The sequence below is a fragment of the Streptomyces sp. NPDC020807 genome (assembly GCF_040641575.1).
Taxonomy (GTDB): domain Bacteria; phylum Actinomycetota; class Actinomycetes; order Streptomycetales; family Streptomycetaceae; genus Streptomyces.
The window spans coordinates 1-19,556 of the sequence record NZ_JBFADU010000028.1 but is presented as its reverse complement, the minus strand read 5'-3'; the positions used below and the strand labels follow the sequence as shown (position 1 = coordinate 19,556).

Here is a 19,556-nt window from a genome sequence, read left to right as displayed (position 1 = left end):
CCCCGATTCCCTTGCCCCGTAACCGAGTTCCGGGAAAGTTCCCGTCGGGGACGGATGTGATCATCGGTAAAACTTGGGGTCTTGAGCGGCGGGTGGGGCCGGAGTTGGGCCGGATCTCTCGTAAGGTTCGGTCGTGGGATCTTTGCGCAATCCGGTCGGGCCGCTTCCCTCCACCATCTACTGGCGACGGAGGGCGGTGGCGCTGTGCCTGGTCGCGGTCCTCGCCCTGCTCGCCGTCTGGGCCCTCACCTCGGGTGACGGCGGCGGCGGGAAGGCGGGCGGCGCGGCCAACGGCCCCGCCCCCACGCCCCCCTCCATCACACCGGGCCCCGCCGGCACCGGGCCGGCGATCAGCCAACAGCCCGGCGGCCGGGACGAGTCCGGGGACGGCGGAGACTCCGGCGACGGCGACTCCGCCGGCTCCGGTACGGGTACGAGCGCGGGTACGGGGACGGGCGCGGGCTCGGACGCCGGTACGGACGCGGGCGCGGACGCCGGGACCGAGGGCGTCGGCAAGAACGGCGACATCGACGGCGCGGGCGGCGACGGCGGCGCGGGCACCGGCGCGGGACAGCGGGTCCCGGCGAACTCCCCGCTCCCGAACTGCCCGGCGGGGTCCCTGAAGTTGACCCTCCGAAGCGCCAAGCTCAGCTACGAGGCCGGCGAGAAGCCGACGTTCCAGCTGGTCGCCGAGAACACCTCGAACACCGCCTGCAAGGCCGACTTCGGGCCGCGCAGCGCGGTTCTGACGATCAGTGACAAGCAGGACGACCAGGTCTGGGCCTCCGACGACTGCCCGCCCTCCGCCGCCCCCGTCCTGCTGAGCCTCCCCGCGCACGCCACGGTCACCCACACCGTCGAGTGGGACCGCGGTCGCAGCGCTCCCGGGTGCGCCACCCCCCCGGCGGGTCCGGCGGGCCCCGGGACGTACCTGGTGGAGGCGACGATGCCGGGTGCGAAGGTGTCCCCGGCGTCGTTCACGCTGGCGAAGGACTGAGCGGGACCGGACGGGACCGGACGGGACCGGACGGGACAGAACGGACGAGGAACGGCCGGGCGGTTGTCACCGCCCGGCCGTTCCTCGTCTGTGCGGTCTCAGACGTACCGCTCGAGGATCGAGGACTCCGCGAGCCGCGACAGACCCTCGCGGACGCTGCGGGCACGGGCCTCGCCGACGCCGTCGACCGTCTGGAGGTCGTCCACGCTCGCGGCGAGGAGCTTCTGCAGCCCGCCGAAGTGCTCCACGAGCCGCTCGATGATCGCGCCCGGCAGCCGCGGCACCTTCGCGAGGAGCCGGTAGCCGCGCGGCGAGACCGCCGAGTCGAGGGTCTCGGGCGAGCCGCTGTACCCGAGGGCGCGCGCCACGACCGGGAGCTCCAGGAGCTCGGTGTGGGTGAGCGCGTCCAGCTCGGTGAGCGCCTCGGCGACCGTCCGCGCCCGCTTGGCCGTGGGCTCGGGCACGTAGTCCCTGACGACGAGCTCGCGCTCCGGCTCGACGCCCGCGATCAGCTCGTCGAGCTGGAGGGAGAGCAGCCGGCCGTCGGTGCCGAGCTCGACCACGTACTCCGCGATCTCGGTGGCGATCCGGCGGACCATCTCCAGGCGCTGGGCGACGGCCGTCACGTCCCGGACCGTCACGAGGTCCTCGATCTCCAGGGCGGAGAGCGTGCCGGCCACCTCGTCGAGGCGCAGCTTGTACCGCTCCAGGGTCGCGAGGGCCTGGTTGGCGCGGGAGAGGATCGCGGCGGACTCCTCCAGGACCCGGCGTTCGCCGTTCACGTACAGCGCGATCAGGCGCATGGACTGGGAGACGGAGACGACAGGGAAGTTGCACTGCTTGGAGACCCGGTCCGCGGTGCGGTGCCGGGTGCCGGTCTCCTCGGTGGGGATGGAGGCGTCCGGGACCAGCTGCACGCCGGCGCGGTGGATCTTGGTGATGTCCTTGTCGAGGACGAGCGCGCCGTCGAGCTTGCAGAGCTCGCGCAGGCGCGTGGCGGCGAACTCGACGTCCAGCACGAAACCGCCGGTGCACATCGAGTCGACCGTCTTGTCGAGGCCGAGGACGATGAGACCGCCCGTGTTTCCCCGGAGGATCCGCTCCAGGCCGTCGCGCAGCGCGGTGCCCGGGGCGACCGCGCTCAGGGCCGCACGCATCAGCGCTTCGTTGCCGGAGCCCGCGCCGGACTTTCCGGGAGCTGCTGCCCCGTCCTTGGCTGCCACTGCACTCCTCCGGCTCGTACGGATGGGCGAGACCAGGGCAAAGTCTAGCGACACCACCCGGCCGGGGTCGTGGCCATATGTCCCGCGGGGCCGGAACGAGCGGCCCCGGCCTCGGTAGGAAGACGCACCGGAGGCCCTGAGAGTTGCCCGTGGGGTCCGGTCCGGCCCCGCCGGTGACACACCCGGCCCCGCCGGCGGCCGAGGCGCGGGGGCCGGGGCCCGGCCCCGGTTTCGGGAAAGGGCGGTGCGGGGGGAGAAGGCCCACCGCGGGCGCCCACCCACCGGCTCCTGGTACGCCTACGGGCCTTGGGCACCGGCTCCTGGCACGCCCACCGGCCCCGGGCACAGGCTCTCGGCACGCCCACCGGCCCCGGCTCCGCCCACCGAACCCGGCACCGGTCCCCGGCACCGGCCCCCGCCCCTCACCGCCCCGCCGCGTCCTCCGTCGGCTTCGCCCTCCGGCCGCGCGGCAGGACCCGCAGCGCGTCCCCCATGTCCGCCACTTCCGTCACCTTCATGCCCGGCGGGACCTTGCCCGGGTCCGGCGGGACCAGCGCGTGGGTGAAGCCGAGGCGGTGGGCCTCGGCCAGACGGCGCTGGACGCCCGTCACCCGGCGGACCTCGCCCGCGAGGCCGACCTCGCCGATCGCGACGAGGTTCTTCGGCAGCGGCGTGTCGCTCGCCGCCGAGGCGAGGGCGAGCGCGATGGCCAGGTCCGCGGCGGGCTCGGACAGCTTCACGCCGCCGACCGTCGCGCTGTAGATGTCCCGCTTGCCGAGCGCGCTGATCCGGCCCCGCTGCTCCAGGACCGCGAGCATCATCGAGACCCGGGAGGTCTCCAGACCCGAGACGGTCCGCCGCGGGGAGGGGATCTGGGAGTCGACCGTCAGCGACTGCACCTCGGCGACCAGCGGCCGGCGGCCCTCCAGGGTGACCGTCAGGCAGGTGCCGGGCACGGCCACGTCGCGCCGGGTCAGGAAGAGCCCGGACGGGTCGGCGAGGCCCGTGATGCCCTCGTCGTGCAGCTCGAAGCAGCCGACCTCGTCCGTCGCCCCGTACCGGTTCTTCACGCCCCGGACCAGCCGCAGCCGCGCGTGCCGGTCGCCCTCGAAGCTCAGGACGACGTCGACCAGGTGCTCCAGGAGCCGGGGACCGGCGATGGCGCCGTCCTTGGTGACGTGGCCGACGAGGAGCGTGGACATGCCCCGCTCCTTGGAGGCGCGGATGAGCGCGCCCGCGACCTCGCGGACCTGGGCCATGCCGCCCGGCGCGCCGTCGATCTCGGGCGAGGCGACGGTCTGCACCGAGTCCATGATCAGCAGCGAGGGCTTCACGGCGTCGAGGTGCCCGAGGACGGCCGACAGGTCGGTCTCGGCCGCCAGGTACAGGTGGTCGCTGAGCGCGCCGATGCGGTCGGCGCGCAGCCGGACCTGGCTCGCGGACTCCTCGCCCGTCACGTACAGCGTGCGGTGCTCGTCGCTCGCCGCCTTGGCCGCCACGTCGAGCAGCAGCGTGGACTTGCCGACGCCCGGCTCGCCCGCGAGCAGCACGACGGCACCGGGCACGAGCCCTCCGCCGAGGACCCGGTCCAGCTCGTCGACGCCGGTCGAGCGGGCGGTCGCCTGTCGGCCGTCGACCTGGCCGATGGGCAGCGCGGCGGTGGAGACGCGCCCCGCCGCGGTCGTCCGGACGGCGGGCGCGCCGTACTCCTCGACCGTCCCCCAGGCCTGGCATTCGGGGCAGCGGCCGAGCCACTTGGCCGTCTGCCAGCCGCACTCGGTGCAGCGGTAGGACGGCCGGTCCTTGGCGGTTTTCGTACGGGCAGCCATGTCCCACACCGTAGCGGCCCCCACTGACAGCGCCCCGGAGACGGGGGCCCGTCCCGCCACCGACAGCGATGCCCAGGCCCCGGCCGTCCACGATCGGGTGAGGGAACGGGCAGTTCCTGTCCCCTTTCGAGCGATAGCTTCACCCGTACGAATGAGAAGTGTTCAACCGGTACGAAGAACGACCCCCGCGCTGCCTACCGTCGCCCCGTGACGAGCAGCAGGCTGGATCCCCCGACACGCACCACCGGCGCACACCGGGCCCGTCGCGGTGCCGCGGCCCAGGGACCGCGCGCGCTCGGCCGACGGCCCCCGGCCCGCTACGAGGCCGCCCTCGACGGCCTCTACACGTACTGCCTCTCCGTGCTCTGCGACCACGACACGGCCACCGCCGTCCTCGGCGACGTCCTCGCCGTCGCCGACCGCCACCACGGCCGCTGCCCCTCCGACGAGGACGGCCGCACGGCCTGGCTGTACGCGCTCGCGCGCTGGGCCTGCCTGCGCACCCTCGGCGAGCAGCGCCGCAAGCGCCAGGGCGCCCACACCGGCCGCCCCGCCGTCACCGCGCCCGAGCCGCCCCCCGTCTCCGAGGCGACCGCCGAGCGCCGCCGCGCCGAACTCGCCCGACTCGCCTGGCCCGAGGCCGCCGGCACCACCCCCGAGCAGCGCGAGGCCCTCGAACTGGCCGTCCGGCACGGCCTGACCCACCGCCAGGTCGCCGCCGTCCTCGTCCTCGACCCGCTCGCCGCCCGCGAGCTCCTCGCCACCGCCGCCTGCGAGGTCGAGCGGACCCGCGCCGCCCTCGCCGTCGTCGAGACCGGCAGCTGCCCCACCGTCGCCCGGCTCACCGGCGACCAGCGGGTCCTGCTCTCGGCCGCCCTCCGCGCCGAACTCGTCCGGCACGTCGACGACTGCCCGCGCTGCCGCCGGGCCGCCGAGCGCGTCGGCGCCACCGGCCCCTGGCCCGGCGCCGCGCCCCTGCCCCCGGCCCGGCTCCCGCTCGTCGAAGCGCCCAGGGCCGCCGCGTACATGGCGATGCTGCACGTCCCGCGCGCGCGTGCCGGCGCCCCGCGCTTCGCGCCGACCGGCTTCCCCCTGGACCCGAAGGACCATACGGCCCGCCGCGACCGGCTGCGCGCCCGCGCGGTCACGACCACCGTCGTCGCCGCCGTCGTGGCCGCCCCGGTCCTCGCCCTGTGGACCTCGTACCGCGGCGCCCCGGCCTCCGACACGGGCCCGCGGGACCGGTCACGGATCAGCGCGCGGGAGGCGGGCGAGTCGACCGGCCCGGACGGCGGCCCGTACGACCGCTACGAGAACGCGGGCAACGCCCACACCAGCCCCGACCCCCGCTTCACCCAGGGCAGCCGCGCCCCCGACGTCTCGGTCGAGGTGGTCAGCCCCGGCGGCCCCACGGGCCCCACGGCCCCCGCACGCCCCGGCGAACCGGCCCCCGGCTGGCTGACCGTCGGCGCGCGCGGCAGCGGCGACCTGACCCTGCTCACCCTCACCGCCGGCGGCGGAACCTCCGTCGACTGGATCCTCTGGACGGACGCCCCCTGGCTGTACGTGAGCCAGGCCTCCGGCACCCTCCGCCCCGGCGAGACGGTCACCGTGGTCGTCCGCGTCGACCACGGCCGCGAACCCACGCGCGCGTGGAGCGCCCGGATCGGCGTGAACCCCTCGGGCGCGGTGGTCAGGATCAGCGGTCAGGGCCGTCCGCAGTCGCGGGCCGTGCCCCCGGCCGGACCACCGCCGACCACGACCGCCCCGACCACCCCGCCGACCGCGCCCCCGACGACGCCGACGGACCCGCCGACCTCCCCGCCGAGCACAGATCCGACGACCCCGCCGACGACCGATCCGACCACGCCCCCGCCGACGACCGACCCGACGACCCCGCCGCCGACGGAACCGCCCACGTCACCCCCGACGACGGACCCGACCACGCCCCCGCCGACCACCGACCCGCCCCCGACGACGGACCCGGGCACGACGGACCCCGGGACGCCCGACCCGGGCCCCACGGACCCCGGAACGACGGACCCGGGAACGACACCCCCGCCGTCGTCCTCCTAGAAAAGGCCCGGAGGAACCTCCGCGGGACCGGCCGGCTTCGGGTCCGCCGGCCACGCGCCCGCCGACTACGCGTCCTCCGGCTACGCGACCTACGGCTTCGGGTCCGCCGGATGCGGAGCCACCAGCGGCAGCGCCGAAGCGAGCCGCGCCTCGCAGAGCCCGGCGAGGACCTCGTACGCCTCCTTGCCCATCATCTCGGTGAGCTCGGGCCGGTACGAGACGTAGACCGGTTCCCCGGCGCCGTGCGCCGAGGTCGCCGAGGTGCACCACCAGTGCAGGTCGTGACCGCCGGGACCCCAGCCCCTGCGGTCGTACTCGCCGATCGACACCTGGAGGACCCGCGTGTCGTCGGGCCGGTCGATCCAGTCGTACGTCCTGCGGACCGGCAGCTGCCAGCAGACGTCCGGCTTCGTCTCCAGCGGCTCCCGGCCCTCCTTCAGGGCCAGGATGTGCAGCGAGCAGCCCGCGCCGCCCGCGAAACCGGGACGGTTCTGGAAGATGCAGGACCCCTCCCAGCGGCGGGTCTGCCGGTCGCCGTCCTCGTCGAGCTGCGTCCAGCCCGAGTCCGTGCCGACGTCGTGGAACTGCCACAGCTCCGGCGTCAGGCGCGCCACGTGCGACGCGACCCGCTTCTCGTCGTCCTCGTCGGAGAAGTGCGCGCCCAGCGTGCAGCAGCCGTCGTCCGCCCGGCCCGCCTGGATGCCCTGGCAGCCGCTCCCGAAGACGCAGGTCCACCGCGAGGTCAGCCACGTCAGGTCGCAGCGGAAGACCTGCTCGTCATCGGCCGGGTCCGGGAACTCGACCCACGCGCGCGCGAAGTCGAGGCCCTTCTCGTCGGGTTCCGCGCCCTTGCCCCGCTTCTTGGCACTCTTCACGACGGCGCTCTTCACGACGGCGCTCTTCACGACGGCGCTCTTCACGACGGCGCTCTTCACGACGGCGCTCTTCATGTCGCCGTTCTTCGCGTCCGCACTCTTCGCGTCGGCGTTCTTCGCGGCCTTACCGACCTTGTCGGCCTTCTTCGTCTTTGGCACAAAGTCCAGCCTATGCGGGCGGGCGCAGTAGCGTTCCGCCCATGAGACTCGGAGTCCTCGACGTCGGTTCGAACACAGTGCACCTGCTCGTGGTGGACGCCCATCCAGGCGCCCGCCCGCTGCCCGCCCACTCCCACAAGGCGGAGCTGCGCCTCGCCGAGCTCCTCGACGAGCACGGTGCCATCGCGCCGAGCGGCGTCGAGCGGCTGATCGCGACCGTCCGCGACGCGCTCCAGGCGGCCGAGGACAAGGGCTGCGAAGAGGTCCTGCCGTTCGCGACCTCGGCGGTGCGGGAGGCGACCAACGCCGACGAGGTCCTCGCCCGCGTCAAGGCGGAGACCGGCGTCGACCTCCAGGTCCTCACCGGCGGGGAGGAGGCCCGGCTCACCTTCCTCGCCGCCCGCCGCTGGTTCGGCTGGTCCGCCGGCAAGCTCCTCCTCCTCGACATCGGCGGCGGCTCCCTCGAAGTCGCGTACGGCATCGACGAGGACCCGGACACGGCCGTCTCCCTGCCGCTCGGCGCCGGCCGCCTCACCGCCGGCTGGCTGCCCGGCGACCCGGCCGACAGTGCTGACGTGAAGGCCCTGCGCCGCCACGTCCGCGCCCAGATCGCCCGTACGGTCGGCGAGTTCAGCCGCTTCGGACGCCCCGACCACGTCGTGGCCACCTCAAAGACCTTCAAGCAGCTCGCCCGGATCGCCGGAGCACCCGGATCGAGCGACGGCCTCTACGTCCAGCGCGTCCTGTCCCGCAAGGCCCTGGAGGAGTGGGTCCCGCGCCTCGCCGAGATGACCGTCGCCGAGCGCTCCGCCCTGCCCGGCGTCTCCGAGGGCCGCGCCCCGCAGCTCCTCGCGGGCGCGCTCGTCGCCGAGGCCGCGATGGACCTGCTGGGCGTGGAGGACCTGGAGATCTGCCCGTGGGCCCTGCGCGAGGGCGTGATTCTGCGCCGCCTGGACCACCTGCCGGAGGAGTAGGGGGCCGCCCGGCGCCCGGCCCCGCGTGACCGGAACCACTCCGGGGCCGCCGCCCCGCCCCGTACCCTGTCCAGATGGCAGAAGCAGTGGTGCGCATCCCGGATGCGAAGGTCGCCCTGTCGACGGCCTCGGTCTATCCGGAGTCGACGGCGACGGCCTTCGAGATCGCCGCGCGCCTGGGCTACGACGGCGTCGAGGTCATGGTCTGGACCGACCCGGTCAGCCAGGACGTCGAGGCGCTCCGCCGCCTCTCCGACTACCACCAGGTCCCGATCCTCGCCGTCCACGCCCCCTGCCTCCTCATCACCCAGCGCGTCTGGTCCACCGACCCGTGGGTCAAGCTCCAGCGCGCGCGGGCCGCCGCCGAGCGGCTCGGCGCGTCGACGGTGGTCGTCCACCCGCCCTTCCGCTGGCAGCGCCAGTACGCCAGGGACTTCGTCTCCGGCATCTGGCGGATGGCCGACGAGACCGACGTGCGGTTCGCCGTCGAGAACATGTACCCGTGGCGGTACAAGGACCGCGAGATGCTCGCGTACGCCCCCGAGTGGGACGTCACGAAGGACGACTACCGGCACTTCACCGTCGACCTCTCGCACACCGCGACCGCCCGCACGGACGCCCTCGCGATGATCGACCGCATGGGCGACCGCCTCGGCCACGTCCACCTCGCCGACGGCAAGGGCTCCGCCAAGGACGAGCACCTGGTCCCGGGCCGCGGCACGCAGCCCTGTGCCGAGCTCCTGGAGCGGCTCGCCCTCACCGGCTTCGACGGGCACGTCGTCATCGAGGTCAACACCCGCCGCGCGATGTCAGCCGCCGAACGCGAGGCCGACCTCGCCGAGGCCCTCGCCTTCACCCGGCTCCACCTCGCCTCGGCCGCGGCCCGCGCCGCCGGCCCGGCGGGCGCTCGGACCGCCTCCCCGGCCGCCGACCGCACCACCGAGCGGACCGAAGGGGCGCCGCGCCCATGACCGACCCGGCCCCGCGCCGGCGCGGCCGCCCCTCCCGTACGGCGGAGGAGAGCGGACCGGACGCGCGGACCCGCATCCTCGAAGCGGCCCGTGCGCAGTTCGCCGAGCGCGGGTACGACAAGGCCTCCGTGCGCGGCATCGCCAAGGCCGCCGGGGTCGACCCGGCGCTCGTGCACCACTACTTCGGCACGAAGGACGAGGTCTTCGCCGCCGCGATCGAGGTCTCCTTCGAACCGGCGCTCGTCGTCCCGTCGATCATCGGCGGCCCCCGCGAGGCCATCGGGGAGCGGCTGGCGCGCTTCTTCGTCGGCGTCTGGGAGAACCCGGTCAGCCGGGCCCCGCTGCTCGCGATCGTCCGCTCCGCGCTGACCCACGAGGCGGCGGCCAAGGTGCTGCGGGGCTTCGTGCTCCGCCGGCTCCTGGAGCGGATCGCCGCCGAGCTCGACGTACCGGACCCCGAGCTGCGCGCGGAGCTCGCCGCCTCGCACATGATCGGGATCGTGATCCTGCGGTACGTGATCGAGGTCGAGCCGCTGGCCTCGGTGGACCCGGAGGAGATCGTGGCCCAGGTGGCCCCGACCCTCCAGCGGTACCTGACCGAAGCCTGAACAGGACGTCCGCATCCCGGACACCCTGTCCAGATCTTGGAGCGTCGGCGTACGCTCGTAAGCAAGCACACCCATCACGAGGAGCGAGCGACGATGCCCGAGCTGAGGTCCCGCACAGTCACCCACGGCCGCAACATGGCGGGCGCCCGCGCCCTTATGCGCGCCTCCGGTGTACCCGGCGCGGACATCGGCCGGAAGCCCGTCATCGCGGTCGCCAACTCCTTCACGGAGTTCGTCCCCGGCCACACCCACCTCCAGCCGGTCGGCCGGATCGTCTCCGACGCCATCACGGCGGCCGGCGGCATCGCCCGCGAGTTCAACACGATCGCCGTCGACGACGGCATCGCGATGGGCCACGGCGGCATGCTCTACTCCCTGCCCTCCCGCGACCTGATCGCGGACAGCGTGGAGTACATGGTCGAGGCGCACTGCGCCGACGCCCTGATCTGCATCTCCAACTGCGACAAGATCACCCCCGGCATGCTGATGGCCGCCCTGCGCCTCAACATCCCGACGGTCTTCGTCTCCGGCGGCCCGATGGAGGCCGGCCGCGCGGTCCTCGTCGACGGCACGGTCCGCACGCTCGACCTGGTCGACGCGATGTCCGACGCCGTGAACCCCAAGATCTCGGACGAGGACATGCTCCGGATCGAGGAGAACGCCTGTCCGACCTGCGGCTCCTGTTCCGGCATGTTCACGGCCAACTCGATGAACTGCCTGACCGAGGCCATCGGCCTCTCCCTCCCCGGCAACGGCTCGCTCCTCGCCACCCACACCGCCCGCAAGGGGCTGTACGAGGCCGCGGCGCGCACGGTCGTCGACATCACCCGCCGGTACTACGACGAGGACGACGCCTCCGTCCTGCCCCGCTCGATCGCGACCCGCGCGGCCTTCGAGAACGCCATGGCGCTCGACATCGCCATGGGCGGCTCGACCAACACGATCCTGCACCTGCTCGCCGCCGCCCAGGAGGCAGAGGTCGCCTACGGCCTGCCGGACATGGACGAGGTCTCGCGCCGGGTGCCCTGCCTGTCGAAGGTCGCCCCGAACGTCGCCAAGGACCGCACGTACTACATGGAGGACGTGCACCGGGCCGGCGGCATCCCGGCCATCCTCGGCGAGCTCTACCGCGGCGGCCTGCTCAACGAGGACGTCCACTCCGTCCACTCCCGCTCCATCAAGGAGTGGCTCGACACCTGGGACGTCCGCGGCGGCGCCGCGTCCGAGGAGGCCGTCGAGCTGTTCCACGCGGGCCCCGGCTGCGTCCGCTCCGCGACCGCCTTCTCCCAGTCCGAGCGCTGGGAGGCCCTCGACGTGGACGCGGCCGGCGGCTGCATCCGCGACGTCGCGCACGCCTACTCCAAGGACGGCGGCCTCGCCGTCCTGCACGGCAACCTCGCCGTCGACGGCTGTGTCGTGAAGACCGCCGGCGTCGACGAGTCGATCTGGACCTTCGAGGGCCCGGCCGTCGTCTGCGAGTCGCAGGACGAGGCCGTCCAGAAGATCCTCCTCAAGGAGGTCAAGGAGGGCGACGTCGTCGTCATCCGCTACGAGGGCCCCAAGGGCGGCCCCGGCATGCAGGAGATGCTCTACCCGACCTCGTACCTGAAGGGCCGCGGCCTGGGCAAGGCGTGCGCCCTGGTCACCGACGGCCGCTTCTCCGGCGGCACCTCGGGCCTCTCCATCGGCCACGCCTCCCCCGAGGCCGCGTCCGGCGGCACGATCGCCCTCGTGGAGGACGGCGACCGCATCCGCATCGACATCCCGAACCGCTCCATCGAGCTCCTCGTCGACGAGGCCACCCTCGCGGCCCGCCGCGAGGCGCTGAACGGGGAGTACGCGCCGAAGAACCGCGAGCGCAAGGTCTCCGCGGCCCTCCGGGCGTACGCGGCGATGGCGACGAGCGCCGACAAGGGCGCGGTCAGGGACGTGACGAAGCTGGGCTGAGCCCGGCGCGGCTTTCGCGAGAGAGAGGGGGGTACGGGCACGAGGCCCGTACCCCCCTCTCGCCTACCAGGCCGCGGGCTCGCGCGCGTCGACCGCGAAGACGGATCCGTCGGGCGCGGTCCCGAAGATCCGGTCCCCGGCGACCAGCGGCTCGGGCACGCGGGGCGCGTAGCCGAGCCGGCCGTTCCGCAGCCGGGGCCGCGTCTGGCCGATCAGGGCGCCGCGCGCGGTGTCGACGGCGAGGAGACGCCCGTCCTGGACGGAGAAGTAGAGCCGGTCGCCGGGGCCGACGACCGGCACGGACGTGTTCCCGGCGCCGGTCTCCAGCTCCCAGACGACCCTCCCCTTGGGCGCGGCGGTGTCGAAGGCGGTGAGGTGTCCGTACGTGTCGAGGAGGTGGACGACCGCGCCGCGCACGGCGGCGCCCCGCACGTCGATCCGGTGGGGGAGGGCGAGGCGGCGCGCGGACCCGGCGGTGTCACCGGCGGCGACGAGCACGAGCGCGTCGATCAGCGGGTTCTCGTAGGTGTCGCCGAGGACGAGGCTCCCGTCGCCGGTGTGGCCCAGCGGGGCGAGCTCGCCGTCCAGGGTCAGGTCGCGGACGAGTTCGCCGGTCGCGGGCCGGACGGAGCCGACCCGCGTGGCGGTGCCGTCGGCGGAGACCTCGGAGATCGCCAGCAGCCCGGAGACGGGGTCGTACGGTCCGAGGCGCGGGGTCGTGAACCCGGCGATCCCGTGCCGCCACAGCTCCTTGCCGTCGGTGCCGCCGATCGCCCGCAGGCCGCCGTACCCGTCGCTCAGGACGACGGCGTCACCGGCCGGCAGGTACGACTCCGGGGCCTGGCCCGGCTTCTCCTCCGCCGAGCTCCAGGCGAGGGACCCGCCCCTGGCGGCGTACGCCTTGAGCGGCCCGGTCGGGTCGGCGGCGCCGACGAGGCCCTCGCCGAGGAAGACGGGCGCGGCCGGGGTCTCCTCCTCGACGGGGACGGTCCGCGACCAGAGGGTCCGGCCGGTGACCGGGTCGAGCCGGGCGAGGCCGATGCCCCGGGCGGCGCAGTACAGCCCGCCGACGCCGTGCGCGCAGGCGGGGGCTGCCGTGGAGCCGGTGGTCTGGAGCGGGGTCCGCCAGCCGGTGAAGACCGTGGCGACCTCGTCCGGGCGCGCGGGCGTCTCGGGTCCGCCGTCCGCCGGGGTGCGCAGCGCCCCGTACAGCCCGGCGCCGGTGAGGGCGAGCACGGCGACGAGCGCGAGGGTCAGACGCGGCCGCACGCGCGCGCGGGTGCGCGTTCTCCGTCGGCGGCCGGGAACGGTGGCAGCGTGGGAGGTGCCGGGGGCGGTGGTCGTCGCCGGTCCCGCGGACCCCGCCGACCTGACCCGGGTGTCCACGTCCCACGAGGGGGAGGCGCCGGGCACGCCGCCGTCCTCCGCCCCGGGCGCGGGCACCGGCAGGGTGGGCCGCCTCCGCTGTGTCGGTATGAAGGCCTCCGCCTCGTACGAGGGAGGCAGCAGCCCCGACATGATCTCGGCGGGTGTCGGGCGGTCGGCCGGCTCCTTGGCGAGGCAGCGCGCGACGAGCGGCGCCAGCTCCTCCGGTACGCCGGCGAGGTCGGGCTCGTCGTGGACGACCTGGTAGGCCACGATGTAGGGGCTGTCGGAGTCGAACGGGCCGTGCCCGGTCGCCGCGTGCACGAGGACGGAGCCCAGTGCGAAGACGTCCGCCGCCGGCCCGACCTCCTTCGGCCGCTGGAACTGCTCGGGCGCCATGAACGGCGGCGAACCGATGAGCTTGCCGGTCTCCGTGTGCAGGTCGCTGTCGACGGGCCGGGAGATGCCGAAGTCGATGACCTTCGGCCCGGTGTCCGTCAGCAGGACGTTGCTGGGCTTGAGGTCCCGGTGGACGACGCCGGCGCGGTGGATGTCCCGCAGTGCCTCCGCGAGCCCGGCGGTGAGCCGCCGGAGTTCGGCGGGGGACAGGGGCCCGTTCCGCTTCACCTGGTCGGCGAGGGTCGGGCCGGGGACGTGGAGGGTCGCCATCCAGGGGCGCACGGCGTCGGGGTCGGCGTCCACGACCGGCGCGGTGAAGGCGCCGCTGACCCTGCGGGCCGCGGCGACCTCCTGGCGGAAACGCGCCCTGAACTCGGGGTCCTCCGCGTACCTGGCGTGGACGACCTTGACCGCGAGGCGCAGGCCTGACGCCGAGGCCGCGAGATGGACGACGCCCATGCCGCCCGACCCCAGACAGGCCTGGAGCCGGTACTCACCCGCGTACTCCGGCTCTTCCGCGTCCCGGTCGGCGCCGGTCCCGCGCAACGGTGGCATGCCCCACCCCCGTGTGATTCCCCGTCACATCGCGCGCGTGCGCGACCCGTCGGAGCCTAGTCCATGGTGCCCGTGATGTCGGAGGAGCTTGCTAGCCTGCGCGTCGCAGAGAGTGAAACTGGGCGCAGTGCTTTTCGCGCCATGGGGGAGGACACCGAAGATGACCGTGAAGCGCTATGCCACCGCCCCGGGCTACCGGGTGAACGTCCGCTCGGGCCCGAGCACGCAGTACCCGATCGTCCGCACCCTCGCCGCGGGCGCCACCGTGCCGATCTACTGCCAGAAGCCGGGCGAATGGGTCAGCGGCCCGTACGGCACCACCAGCCTCTGGGACAACATCGCCACCGGCGAGTACGTCTCCGACGCGTACGTGCACACGGGCAGCGACAGCTACGTCGCCCCGCGCTGCGTCTGAGCCCTTCGTCGTCGCTCCGGGGATAATCGACCTCGTGAGCGACGACGAGCAGACCCCCCACCCCACCCCGGCGAAGACCGGCGGCCCGCAGCCCGAGGAGATCCGTTTCTTCGGGACGACCTGGGTCGACCACAGCGGCAACTACGCGCTCCGCCGCGTCGGCATGGCCGCCGGCTCGCTCGCCGCCGCCGTCGCGGCCTGCTTCGTCCTGCGCTTCGCCTACGAGGGCCTTCAGATCGCGGACATCGGCTCCTTCGTGAACCTGCTGGTCGTCGTGATGTTCGCGGTCTGCAGCGCCATCGCCTTCGCCAAGACCTGGGAGGGCTTCGGCCGCCGCCCCGCCGACCCGGCCCGCGAGGAGTCCCTCCGCAGCCTCAAGGCGATCGGCTTCATCGGCTCGCTCCTGGCCTACTTCCTCCGCTGCCTCACCGAGGCCCCCGGCGAGAAGCTCCGCCGCGCGGAGTACGAGACCGCCCTCGTCCAGTACGAGAAGCGCCGCGGCGCCCGCACCGGCAACCCGGCCGCCCGTAAGAAGCCCAAGCGCAAGTAGGCGCGAGCGGCCGTCCGCATGCTTGACGGAGGGCACCCCCAGGTCCAGAATTCATCACATGATGAATTCCCCCACGGGGACGGCCCCGGCCGCCATCACCGCCCAGGCCCTCACCGCCGTCCGCGGCGACCGCACGGTCCTGCGCGGCCTCGACTTCACCGTCCCCGCCGGCCGCATCACCGGCCTCCTCGGCCCCTCCGGCTGCGGCAAGACCACCCTCATGCGCGCGATCGTCGGCACCCAGGCCCAGGTCGGCGGGACCCTCCAGGTCCTCGGCCACCCCGCCGGCGACCCGGCCCTCCGCTCCCGCATCGGCTACGTCACCCAGGCCCCCTCCGTCTACGACGACCTCACCGTCCGACAGAACCTCGACTACTTCGCCGCCGTCCTCCTTCCCGGCCGCGCCCACCGCCACGACCGCCGCGCCGCTGTCGACCGCGCCATCGCCGACGTCGACCTCACCTCGCACGCCGACTCCCTCGCCGGCCGCCTCTCCGGCGGCCAGCGCAGCCGCGTCTCCCTCGCCGTCGCCCTCCTCGGCACCCCCGACCTCCTCGTCCTCGACGAACCCACCGTCGGCCTCGACCCCGTCCTCCGCCGCGACCTCTGGGACCTCTTCCACCGCATCGCCGCCGACCGCGGCACCACGCTCCTCGTCTCCTCCCACGTCATGGACGAGGCCGAGCGCTGCCACCGGCTCCTCCTCATGCGCGAGGGCGAGATCCTCGCCGAGGACACCCCGGAAGCCCTCCGTCGCCGCAACGACACCGCCACCGTCGAAGAGGCCTTCCTCCACCTGGTCGACGCGGCCGCCGCCCGCGCGGCCCAGGCCGCCCAGGCCCCCACGCCCGCCCCCGCGCACCAGGAGCCCCGCTCATGAACGGCGCCCGCACCCTCGCCACCGCCGCCCGCGTCCTGCGCCAGCTGCGCCACGACCCCCGCTCGATCGCGCTGATGCTCCTCGTCCCCTGCGTGATGCTCTTCCTGCTCCGCTACGTCTTCGACGGAAGCCCCGGCACCTTCGACAACATCGGCGCCTCCCTGCTCGGCATCTTCCCGCTCATCACGATGTTCCTGGTCACCTCCATCGCCACCCTCAGGGAACGCACCTCCGGCACCCTCGAACGCCTCCTGGCCATGCCCCTCGGCAAGGGCGACCTCATCGCCGGCTACGCCCTCGCCTTCGGCCTCCTCGCCGTCGTCCAGTCCGCCCTGGCCACCGGCCTCGCCGTCTGGTTCCTCGGCCTCGACGTCGTCGGCTCCCCCTGGCTCCTCCTCCTGGTCGCCCTCCTCGACGCCCTCCTCGGCACCGCCCTCGGCCTCTTCGTCTCCGCCTTCGCCGCCTCGGAGTTCCAGGCCGTCCAGTTCATGCCGGCCGTGATCTTCCCCCAGCTCCTCCTCTGCGGCCTCTTCACCCCGCGCGACAAGATGGCCCCCGCCCTCGAAGCGATCTCGAACGTGCTGCCCATGTCGTACGCCGTCGACGGCATGAACGAGGTCCTCCGCCACCCCGACATGACCGCCGCCTTCGTCCGCGACGCCCTGATCGTCGCCGGCTGCGCCGTCCTCGTCCTCGGCCTCGGCGCGGCCACCCTCCGCCGCCGCACCGCGTGACCGCCCCTCGGACACCCACGCGCGCCCGGCACCCCCGATGCGAGGATGGCCGGACATACCCCCTCCGGCGAGGTGAAAGACCATGACCCAGACCGTCGCAGTCCTCGGCACCGGCAAGATCGGCGAAGCGCTCCTCAGCGGCATGATCCGCGCCGGCTGGCGCCCCGGAAACCTCCTCGTCACCGCCCGCCGCAGCGAACGCGCCGAGGAGCTCCACGCCCGCTACGGCGTCGAGGCCGTCACCAACGCCGAGGCCGCCAAGCGCGCCGACACCCTCATCCTGGCCGTCAAGCCGCAGGACATGGGCCGCCTCCTCGACGAGCTCGCCCCGCACGTCGCCGCCGACCGCCTCGTCATCAGCGCCGCCGCGGGCATCCCCACCTCCTTCATCGAGGAACGACTCACCACCGGCACCCCCGTCGTCCGCGTCATGCCCAACACCCCCGTCCTCGTCGACGAGGGCATGTCCGTCATCTCCGGAGGCAGCCACGCCACCCCCGCCCACCTCGCCCACACCGAGGAGATCTTCGGCGGCGTCGGCAAGACCCTCCGCGTCCCCGAGTCCCAGCAGGACGCGGCCACCGCCCTCTCCGGCTCCGGCCCGGCCTACTTCTACTTCCTCGTCGAGGCCATGACCGACGCCGGCATCCTCCTCGGCCTGCCCCGCGCCCAGGCCCACGACCTCATCGTCCAGGCCGCCATCGGCGCCGCCGTGATGCTCCGCGACAGCGGCGAGCACCCCGTCAAGCTCCGCGAGGCCGTCACCTCCCCGGCCGGCACCACCATCAGCGCCATCCGCGAGCTGGAGAACCACGGCGTACGGGCCGCCCTCATCGCCGCCCTGGAAGCGGCCCGCGACCGCAGCCGCGAACTCGCCTCAGGCAACAGCTGACACCACGTCCTCCGTGGCCACGACCCGGGCGAAACCGCCACCGTGCAGCGACACCGCCGTCGCCCGGGTGAGCTCCTCCGCCGTCTGCGACCAGCCGAACGGCCCCTCCAGATCGAACGTGTGCATCGCGTCCAGCACGAACAGCACGTCGTACCCGAGGTTCCCGCCCATCCGGGCCGTCGTCTCGTTGCACATGTTCGTCTGGATCCCGACGACCACGATCTGCTCGACGCCCGCCCCCTTCAGCCAGGCGTCGAGATCCGGCTCTCCGTAGAACGCCGAGTTCACGCTCTTCGCGACCAGCAGCTCGGGCCCGACCCCCTTCCCCCGCCGCTCCTCGACGACGTCCTTGAAGCCGTTCCCCTCTGTCCCCGCCTCCAGCGGCGACCCCGGCTCGACCGAGTCGTGCCGTACGAAGACGACGGGCCGCCCGCTCTCCTGCCACACGTCGATCAGCGCCGCGATGTTCTCCTCGGCCCCCGGATTGTTCCGCCGCCCCCAGAAGTCCGACCTGTCGAACCCCTTCTGCACGTCGACGACCACCAGCGCTGCGTTCTCGTAGATCTCCATGACCACGATCCTGTCGCCGCCGGGCCGGCATCCCCAGAGGGGGAAAAGCCAGCGATCGATGCTTTACTGCCAAGTGTGCCGACCACACCCCCACCCCGCCCCCAGCGCATCGCCCTCCTCACCTTCCCCGGCATCCGCGCCTTCGACGTCTCCGTCGTCACCGAGGTCTGGGGCACCGACCGCACCGACCGAGGAGCCCCGCCCTTCGCACTCCACCGGACGGCCGCGGACCCGCACACCCCCATCCCCCTCTCCGGCGGCCTCAGCCTCACCCCCGACCGCCCCCTGACCTGGCTCGACGACCTCACCCCCACGGACCTCGTCCTCGTCCCCGGCATCGAGGACCCCGACACCGAGCTCCCCACCCCCGTCCTCGACGCCCTCCGCCGCGCCCACTCCGCCGGCATCCCCGTCGCCTCGCTCTGCGCCGGGGCCTTCGTCCTCGCCCGCGCCGGACTCCTCGACGGCCGCAGGGCCGTCACCCACTGGCACCTGGCCCCGGCCCTCGCCGCCCGCCACCCCGAGGTCCGCGTCGAACCCGACGCCCTCTTCGTCGAGGACTCCGGCATCTGGACCTCCGCCGGCACCGCCGCCGGCATCGACCTCTGCCTCCACCTCGTCCGTACGGCCCACGGCGCCGAGGCAGCCGCCGCCATCGCCCGCTCCATGGTCACCGCCCCCTTCCGCACGGGCACCCAGGCCCAGTTCATCGAGCACCCCACCCCCAGGGCCGACCGCGACGCCGACGCCCTCGCGGCGGTACGCGCCCACGCCCTGGCCCACCTGTCCGAACCGCACACGGTCGCGACCCTGGCCGCCCTGGCCGGCATGTCCCCCCGCTCCTTCGCCCGCCACTTCCAGGCCACCACCGGAACGACGCCCCTGCACTGGCTCATCGCCCAGCGCGTCGCCGCAGCCCAGAAGCTCCTGGAACGCACCGACCACCCCCTCCCCGAGGTGGCCCGCCGCGCGGGCTTCGGCAGCGAGGTCACCATGCGCCAGCACTTCGCGACGCACCTCGCCACCAGCCCACGCGACTACCGCAACGCCTTCCGTCACCCGGGAGCGCACGCGTAGTCATACGCAGAGGGGACACCTGAGGCCCGGGGTTGACACGGGATTGCCCGGTGCGTAGTGTTCTCCGAGTTGTCCGACGTGAGCACCGACCCCGGTCGGCCCCGGACAGCCATTCCGCAAGACCTACTGAAGCTGATGGCGCTTTGTCGCGCCATCCGGTTTTCCGTGCGTTTTTGCGAAATGAGGAATCCGCGTTCGAAAGACTGAACGCAGCCGCCCGATTAGCGTCGGAGGCAGGAATTCGCTAAAGTCTCACTCGTCGGAACGGCCCAACAGCCGGAAAGACAAGCCCCGCTGACTGGGGGTCAGGCACTGAAAAGGTCTGATAGAGTCGGAACCGCCGAAAGGCCCGGAGCGAAAGCGAAGGACCGGAAAGCACCGAGGAAATCGGATCGAAAAGATCTGATAGAGTCGGAAACGAAGGAAGCGCCCGGAGGGCCTGGAAACAGGAACGAAGGAA

At 73.7% G+C, this 19,556-nt stretch carries 16 protein-coding genes and 1 pseudogene; 12 read left to right on the top strand and 5 right to left on the bottom strand.

The window, feature by feature from the left end; genetic code table 11:
- Window positions 1-133 precede the first annotated feature (133 nt).
- Window positions 134-997: a hypothetical protein gene (locus AB0G79_RS28765; RefSeq protein WP_360811475.1), complete on the top strand. Its 864-nt coding sequence runs from the start codon at window positions 134-136 to the stop codon at window positions 995-997.
- Window positions 998-1,095: 98 nt separating this feature from the next.
- On the opposite strand, the gene disA is transcribed toward AB0G79_RS28765, so the two are convergent.
- Window positions 1,096-2,220 carry a DNA integrity scanning diadenylate cyclase DisA gene (gene disA / locus AB0G79_RS28760; RefSeq protein WP_360811473.1) on the bottom strand — a complete coding sequence of 375 codons (1,125 nt, stop codon included), beginning with the start codon at window positions 2,218-2,220 and terminating at the stop codon, window positions 1,096-1,098.
- 422 nt (window positions 2,221-2,642) lie between these two features.
- Entirely contained in the window at window positions 2,643-4,049 is a 1,407-nt protein-coding gene (gene radA, locus AB0G79_RS28755; protein ID WP_360811471.1) for a DNA repair protein RadA, read from the bottom strand.
- 207 nt (window positions 4,050-4,256) lie between these two features.
- On the opposite strand from radA, the gene AB0G79_RS28750 reads away from it, so the two are divergent.
- Entirely contained in the window at window positions 4,257-6,125 is a 1,869-nt protein-coding gene (locus tag AB0G79_RS28750; RefSeq protein ID WP_360811468.1) for a hypothetical protein, read from the top strand.
- A gap of 89 nt (window positions 6,126-6,214) precedes the next feature.
- Here AB0G79_RS28750 and AB0G79_RS28745 read toward each other — a convergent pair whose 3' ends face one another.
- Window positions 6,215-7,159 (bottom strand): hypothetical protein, encoded by a 945-nt coding sequence (locus AB0G79_RS28745; protein ID WP_360811466.1) that lies wholly within the window; start codon window positions 7,157-7,159, stop codon window positions 6,215-6,217.
- A gap of 41 nt (window positions 7,160-7,200) precedes the next feature.
- On the opposite strand from AB0G79_RS28745, the gene AB0G79_RS28740 reads away from it, so the two are divergent.
- From AB0G79_RS28740 to ilvD, 4 genes are all read left to right on the top strand, one after another.
- Window positions 7,201-8,133 carry a Ppx/GppA phosphatase family protein gene (locus AB0G79_RS28740; RefSeq protein WP_360811464.1) on the top strand — a complete coding sequence of 311 codons (933 nt, stop codon included), beginning with the start codon at window positions 7,201-7,203 and terminating at the stop codon, window positions 8,131-8,133.
- A 74-nt stretch (window positions 8,134-8,207) separates the two neighbouring features.
- Entirely contained in the window at window positions 8,208-9,104 is an 897-nt protein-coding gene (locus AB0G79_RS28735; RefSeq protein ID WP_360811462.1) for a sugar phosphate isomerase/epimerase, read from the top strand.
- A complete protein-coding gene (locus tag AB0G79_RS28730) occupies window positions 9,101-9,712 on the top strand; it encodes a TetR family transcriptional regulator (RefSeq protein ID WP_360811460.1) in 612 nt (203 codons plus the stop codon). Before AB0G79_RS28735 ends, AB0G79_RS28730 begins: the two co-directional genes overlap by 4 nt.
- Before the next feature lie 93 nt (window positions 9,713-9,805).
- Window positions 9,806-11,659, top strand: a complete 1,854-nt coding sequence (gene ilvD, locus AB0G79_RS28725; protein WP_360811458.1) for a dihydroxy-acid dehydratase — start codon at window positions 9,806-9,808, stop codon at window positions 11,657-11,659.
- Between the two features lie 63 nt (window positions 11,660-11,722).
- Here ilvD and AB0G79_RS28720 read toward each other — a convergent pair whose 3' ends face one another.
- A complete protein-coding gene (locus AB0G79_RS28720) occupies window positions 11,723-13,978 on the bottom strand; it encodes a serine/threonine-protein kinase (protein ID WP_360811456.1) in 2,256 nt (751 codons plus the stop codon).
- 172 nt (window positions 13,979-14,150) lie between these two features.
- Here AB0G79_RS28720 and AB0G79_RS28715 point away from each other — a divergent pair.
- The 5 genes and pseudogenes from AB0G79_RS28715 to proC all read left to right on the top strand — a co-directional run.
- Window positions 14,151-14,393, top strand: a pseudogene (locus tag AB0G79_RS28715) (SH3 domain-containing protein); the annotation flags it as partial.
- Window positions 14,394-14,427: 34 nt separating this feature from the next.
- A complete protein-coding gene (locus AB0G79_RS28710) occupies window positions 14,428-14,943 on the top strand; it encodes a hypothetical protein (RefSeq protein ID WP_360811454.1) in 516 nt (171 codons plus the stop codon).
- A gap of 58 nt (window positions 14,944-15,001) precedes the next feature.
- The gene (locus AB0G79_RS28705; RefSeq protein WP_360811452.1) at window positions 15,002-15,823 is read left to right on the top strand and encodes an ABC transporter ATP-binding protein; all 822 of its coding nucleotides are present in this window, start codon (window positions 15,002-15,004) and stop codon (window positions 15,821-15,823) included.
- On the top strand, window positions 15,820-16,557 hold the full coding sequence (locus tag AB0G79_RS28700) for an ABC transporter permease (RefSeq protein ID WP_360811449.1): 738 nt from the start codon (window positions 15,820-15,822) through the stop codon (window positions 16,555-16,557). Before AB0G79_RS28705 ends, AB0G79_RS28700 begins: the two co-directional genes overlap by 4 nt.
- Before the next feature lie 82 nt (window positions 16,558-16,639).
- A complete protein-coding gene (proC, locus tag AB0G79_RS28695; RefSeq protein WP_360811447.1) occupies window positions 16,640-17,449 on the top strand; it encodes a pyrroline-5-carboxylate reductase in 810 nt (269 codons plus the stop codon).
- Here the strand turns inward: proC and AB0G79_RS28690 are convergent.
- Entirely contained in the window at window positions 17,435-18,019 is a 585-nt protein-coding gene (locus tag AB0G79_RS28690) for a cysteine hydrolase family protein (protein WP_360811445.1), read from the bottom strand. The two genes, proC and AB0G79_RS28690, sit on opposite strands and share 15 nt — an antisense overlap.
- A 75-nt stretch (window positions 18,020-18,094) precedes the next feature.
- On the opposite strand from AB0G79_RS28690, the gene AB0G79_RS28685 reads away from it, so the two are divergent.
- Window positions 18,095-19,096, top strand: coding sequence for a helix-turn-helix domain-containing protein (locus AB0G79_RS28685; protein WP_360811443.1), 1,002 nt, complete (start codon window positions 18,095-18,097; stop codon window positions 19,094-19,096).
- The last annotated feature ends 460 nt before the right edge of the window (window positions 19,097-19,556 follow it).

Excerpts from the sequence above, each read along its gene's own strand:
- ilvD (WP_360811458.1), top strand. The coding sequence starts at position 9,806 with ATGCCCGAGCTGAGGTCCCGCACAGTCACCCACGGCCGCAACATGGCG.
- AB0G79_RS28740 (WP_360811464.1), top strand. The coding sequence starts at position 7,201 with ATGAGACTCGGAGTCCTCGACGTCGGTTCGAACACAGTGCACCTGCTC.
- proC (WP_360811447.1), top strand. The coding sequence starts at position 16,640 with ATGACCCAGACCGTCGCAGTCCTCGGCACCGGCAAGATCGGCGAAGCG.
- AB0G79_RS28720 (WP_360811456.1), bottom strand. The coding sequence starts at position 13,978 with ATGCCACCGTTGCGCGGGACCGGCGCCGACCGGGACGCGGAAGAGCCG.
- AB0G79_RS28705 (WP_360811452.1), top strand. The coding sequence starts at position 15,002 with ATGATGAATTCCCCCACGGGGACGGCCCCGGCCGCCATCACCGCCCAG.
- AB0G79_RS28700 (WP_360811449.1), top strand. The coding sequence starts at position 15,820 with ATGAACGGCGCCCGCACCCTCGCCACCGCCGCCCGCGTCCTGCGCCAG.
- AB0G79_RS28735 (WP_360811462.1), top strand. The coding sequence starts at position 8,208 with ATGGCAGAAGCAGTGGTGCGCATCCCGGATGCGAAGGTCGCCCTGTCG.
- radA (WP_360811471.1), bottom strand. The coding sequence starts at position 4,049 with ATGGCTGCCCGTACGAAAACCGCCAAGGACCGGCCGTCCTACCGCTGC.
- AB0G79_RS28730 (WP_360811460.1), top strand. The coding sequence starts at position 9,101 with ATGACCGACCCGGCCCCGCGCCGGCGCGGCCGCCCCTCCCGTACGGCG.
- AB0G79_RS28690 (WP_360811445.1), bottom strand. The coding sequence starts at position 18,019 with ATGGAGATCTACGAGAACGCAGCGCTGGTGGTCGTCGACGTGCAGAAG.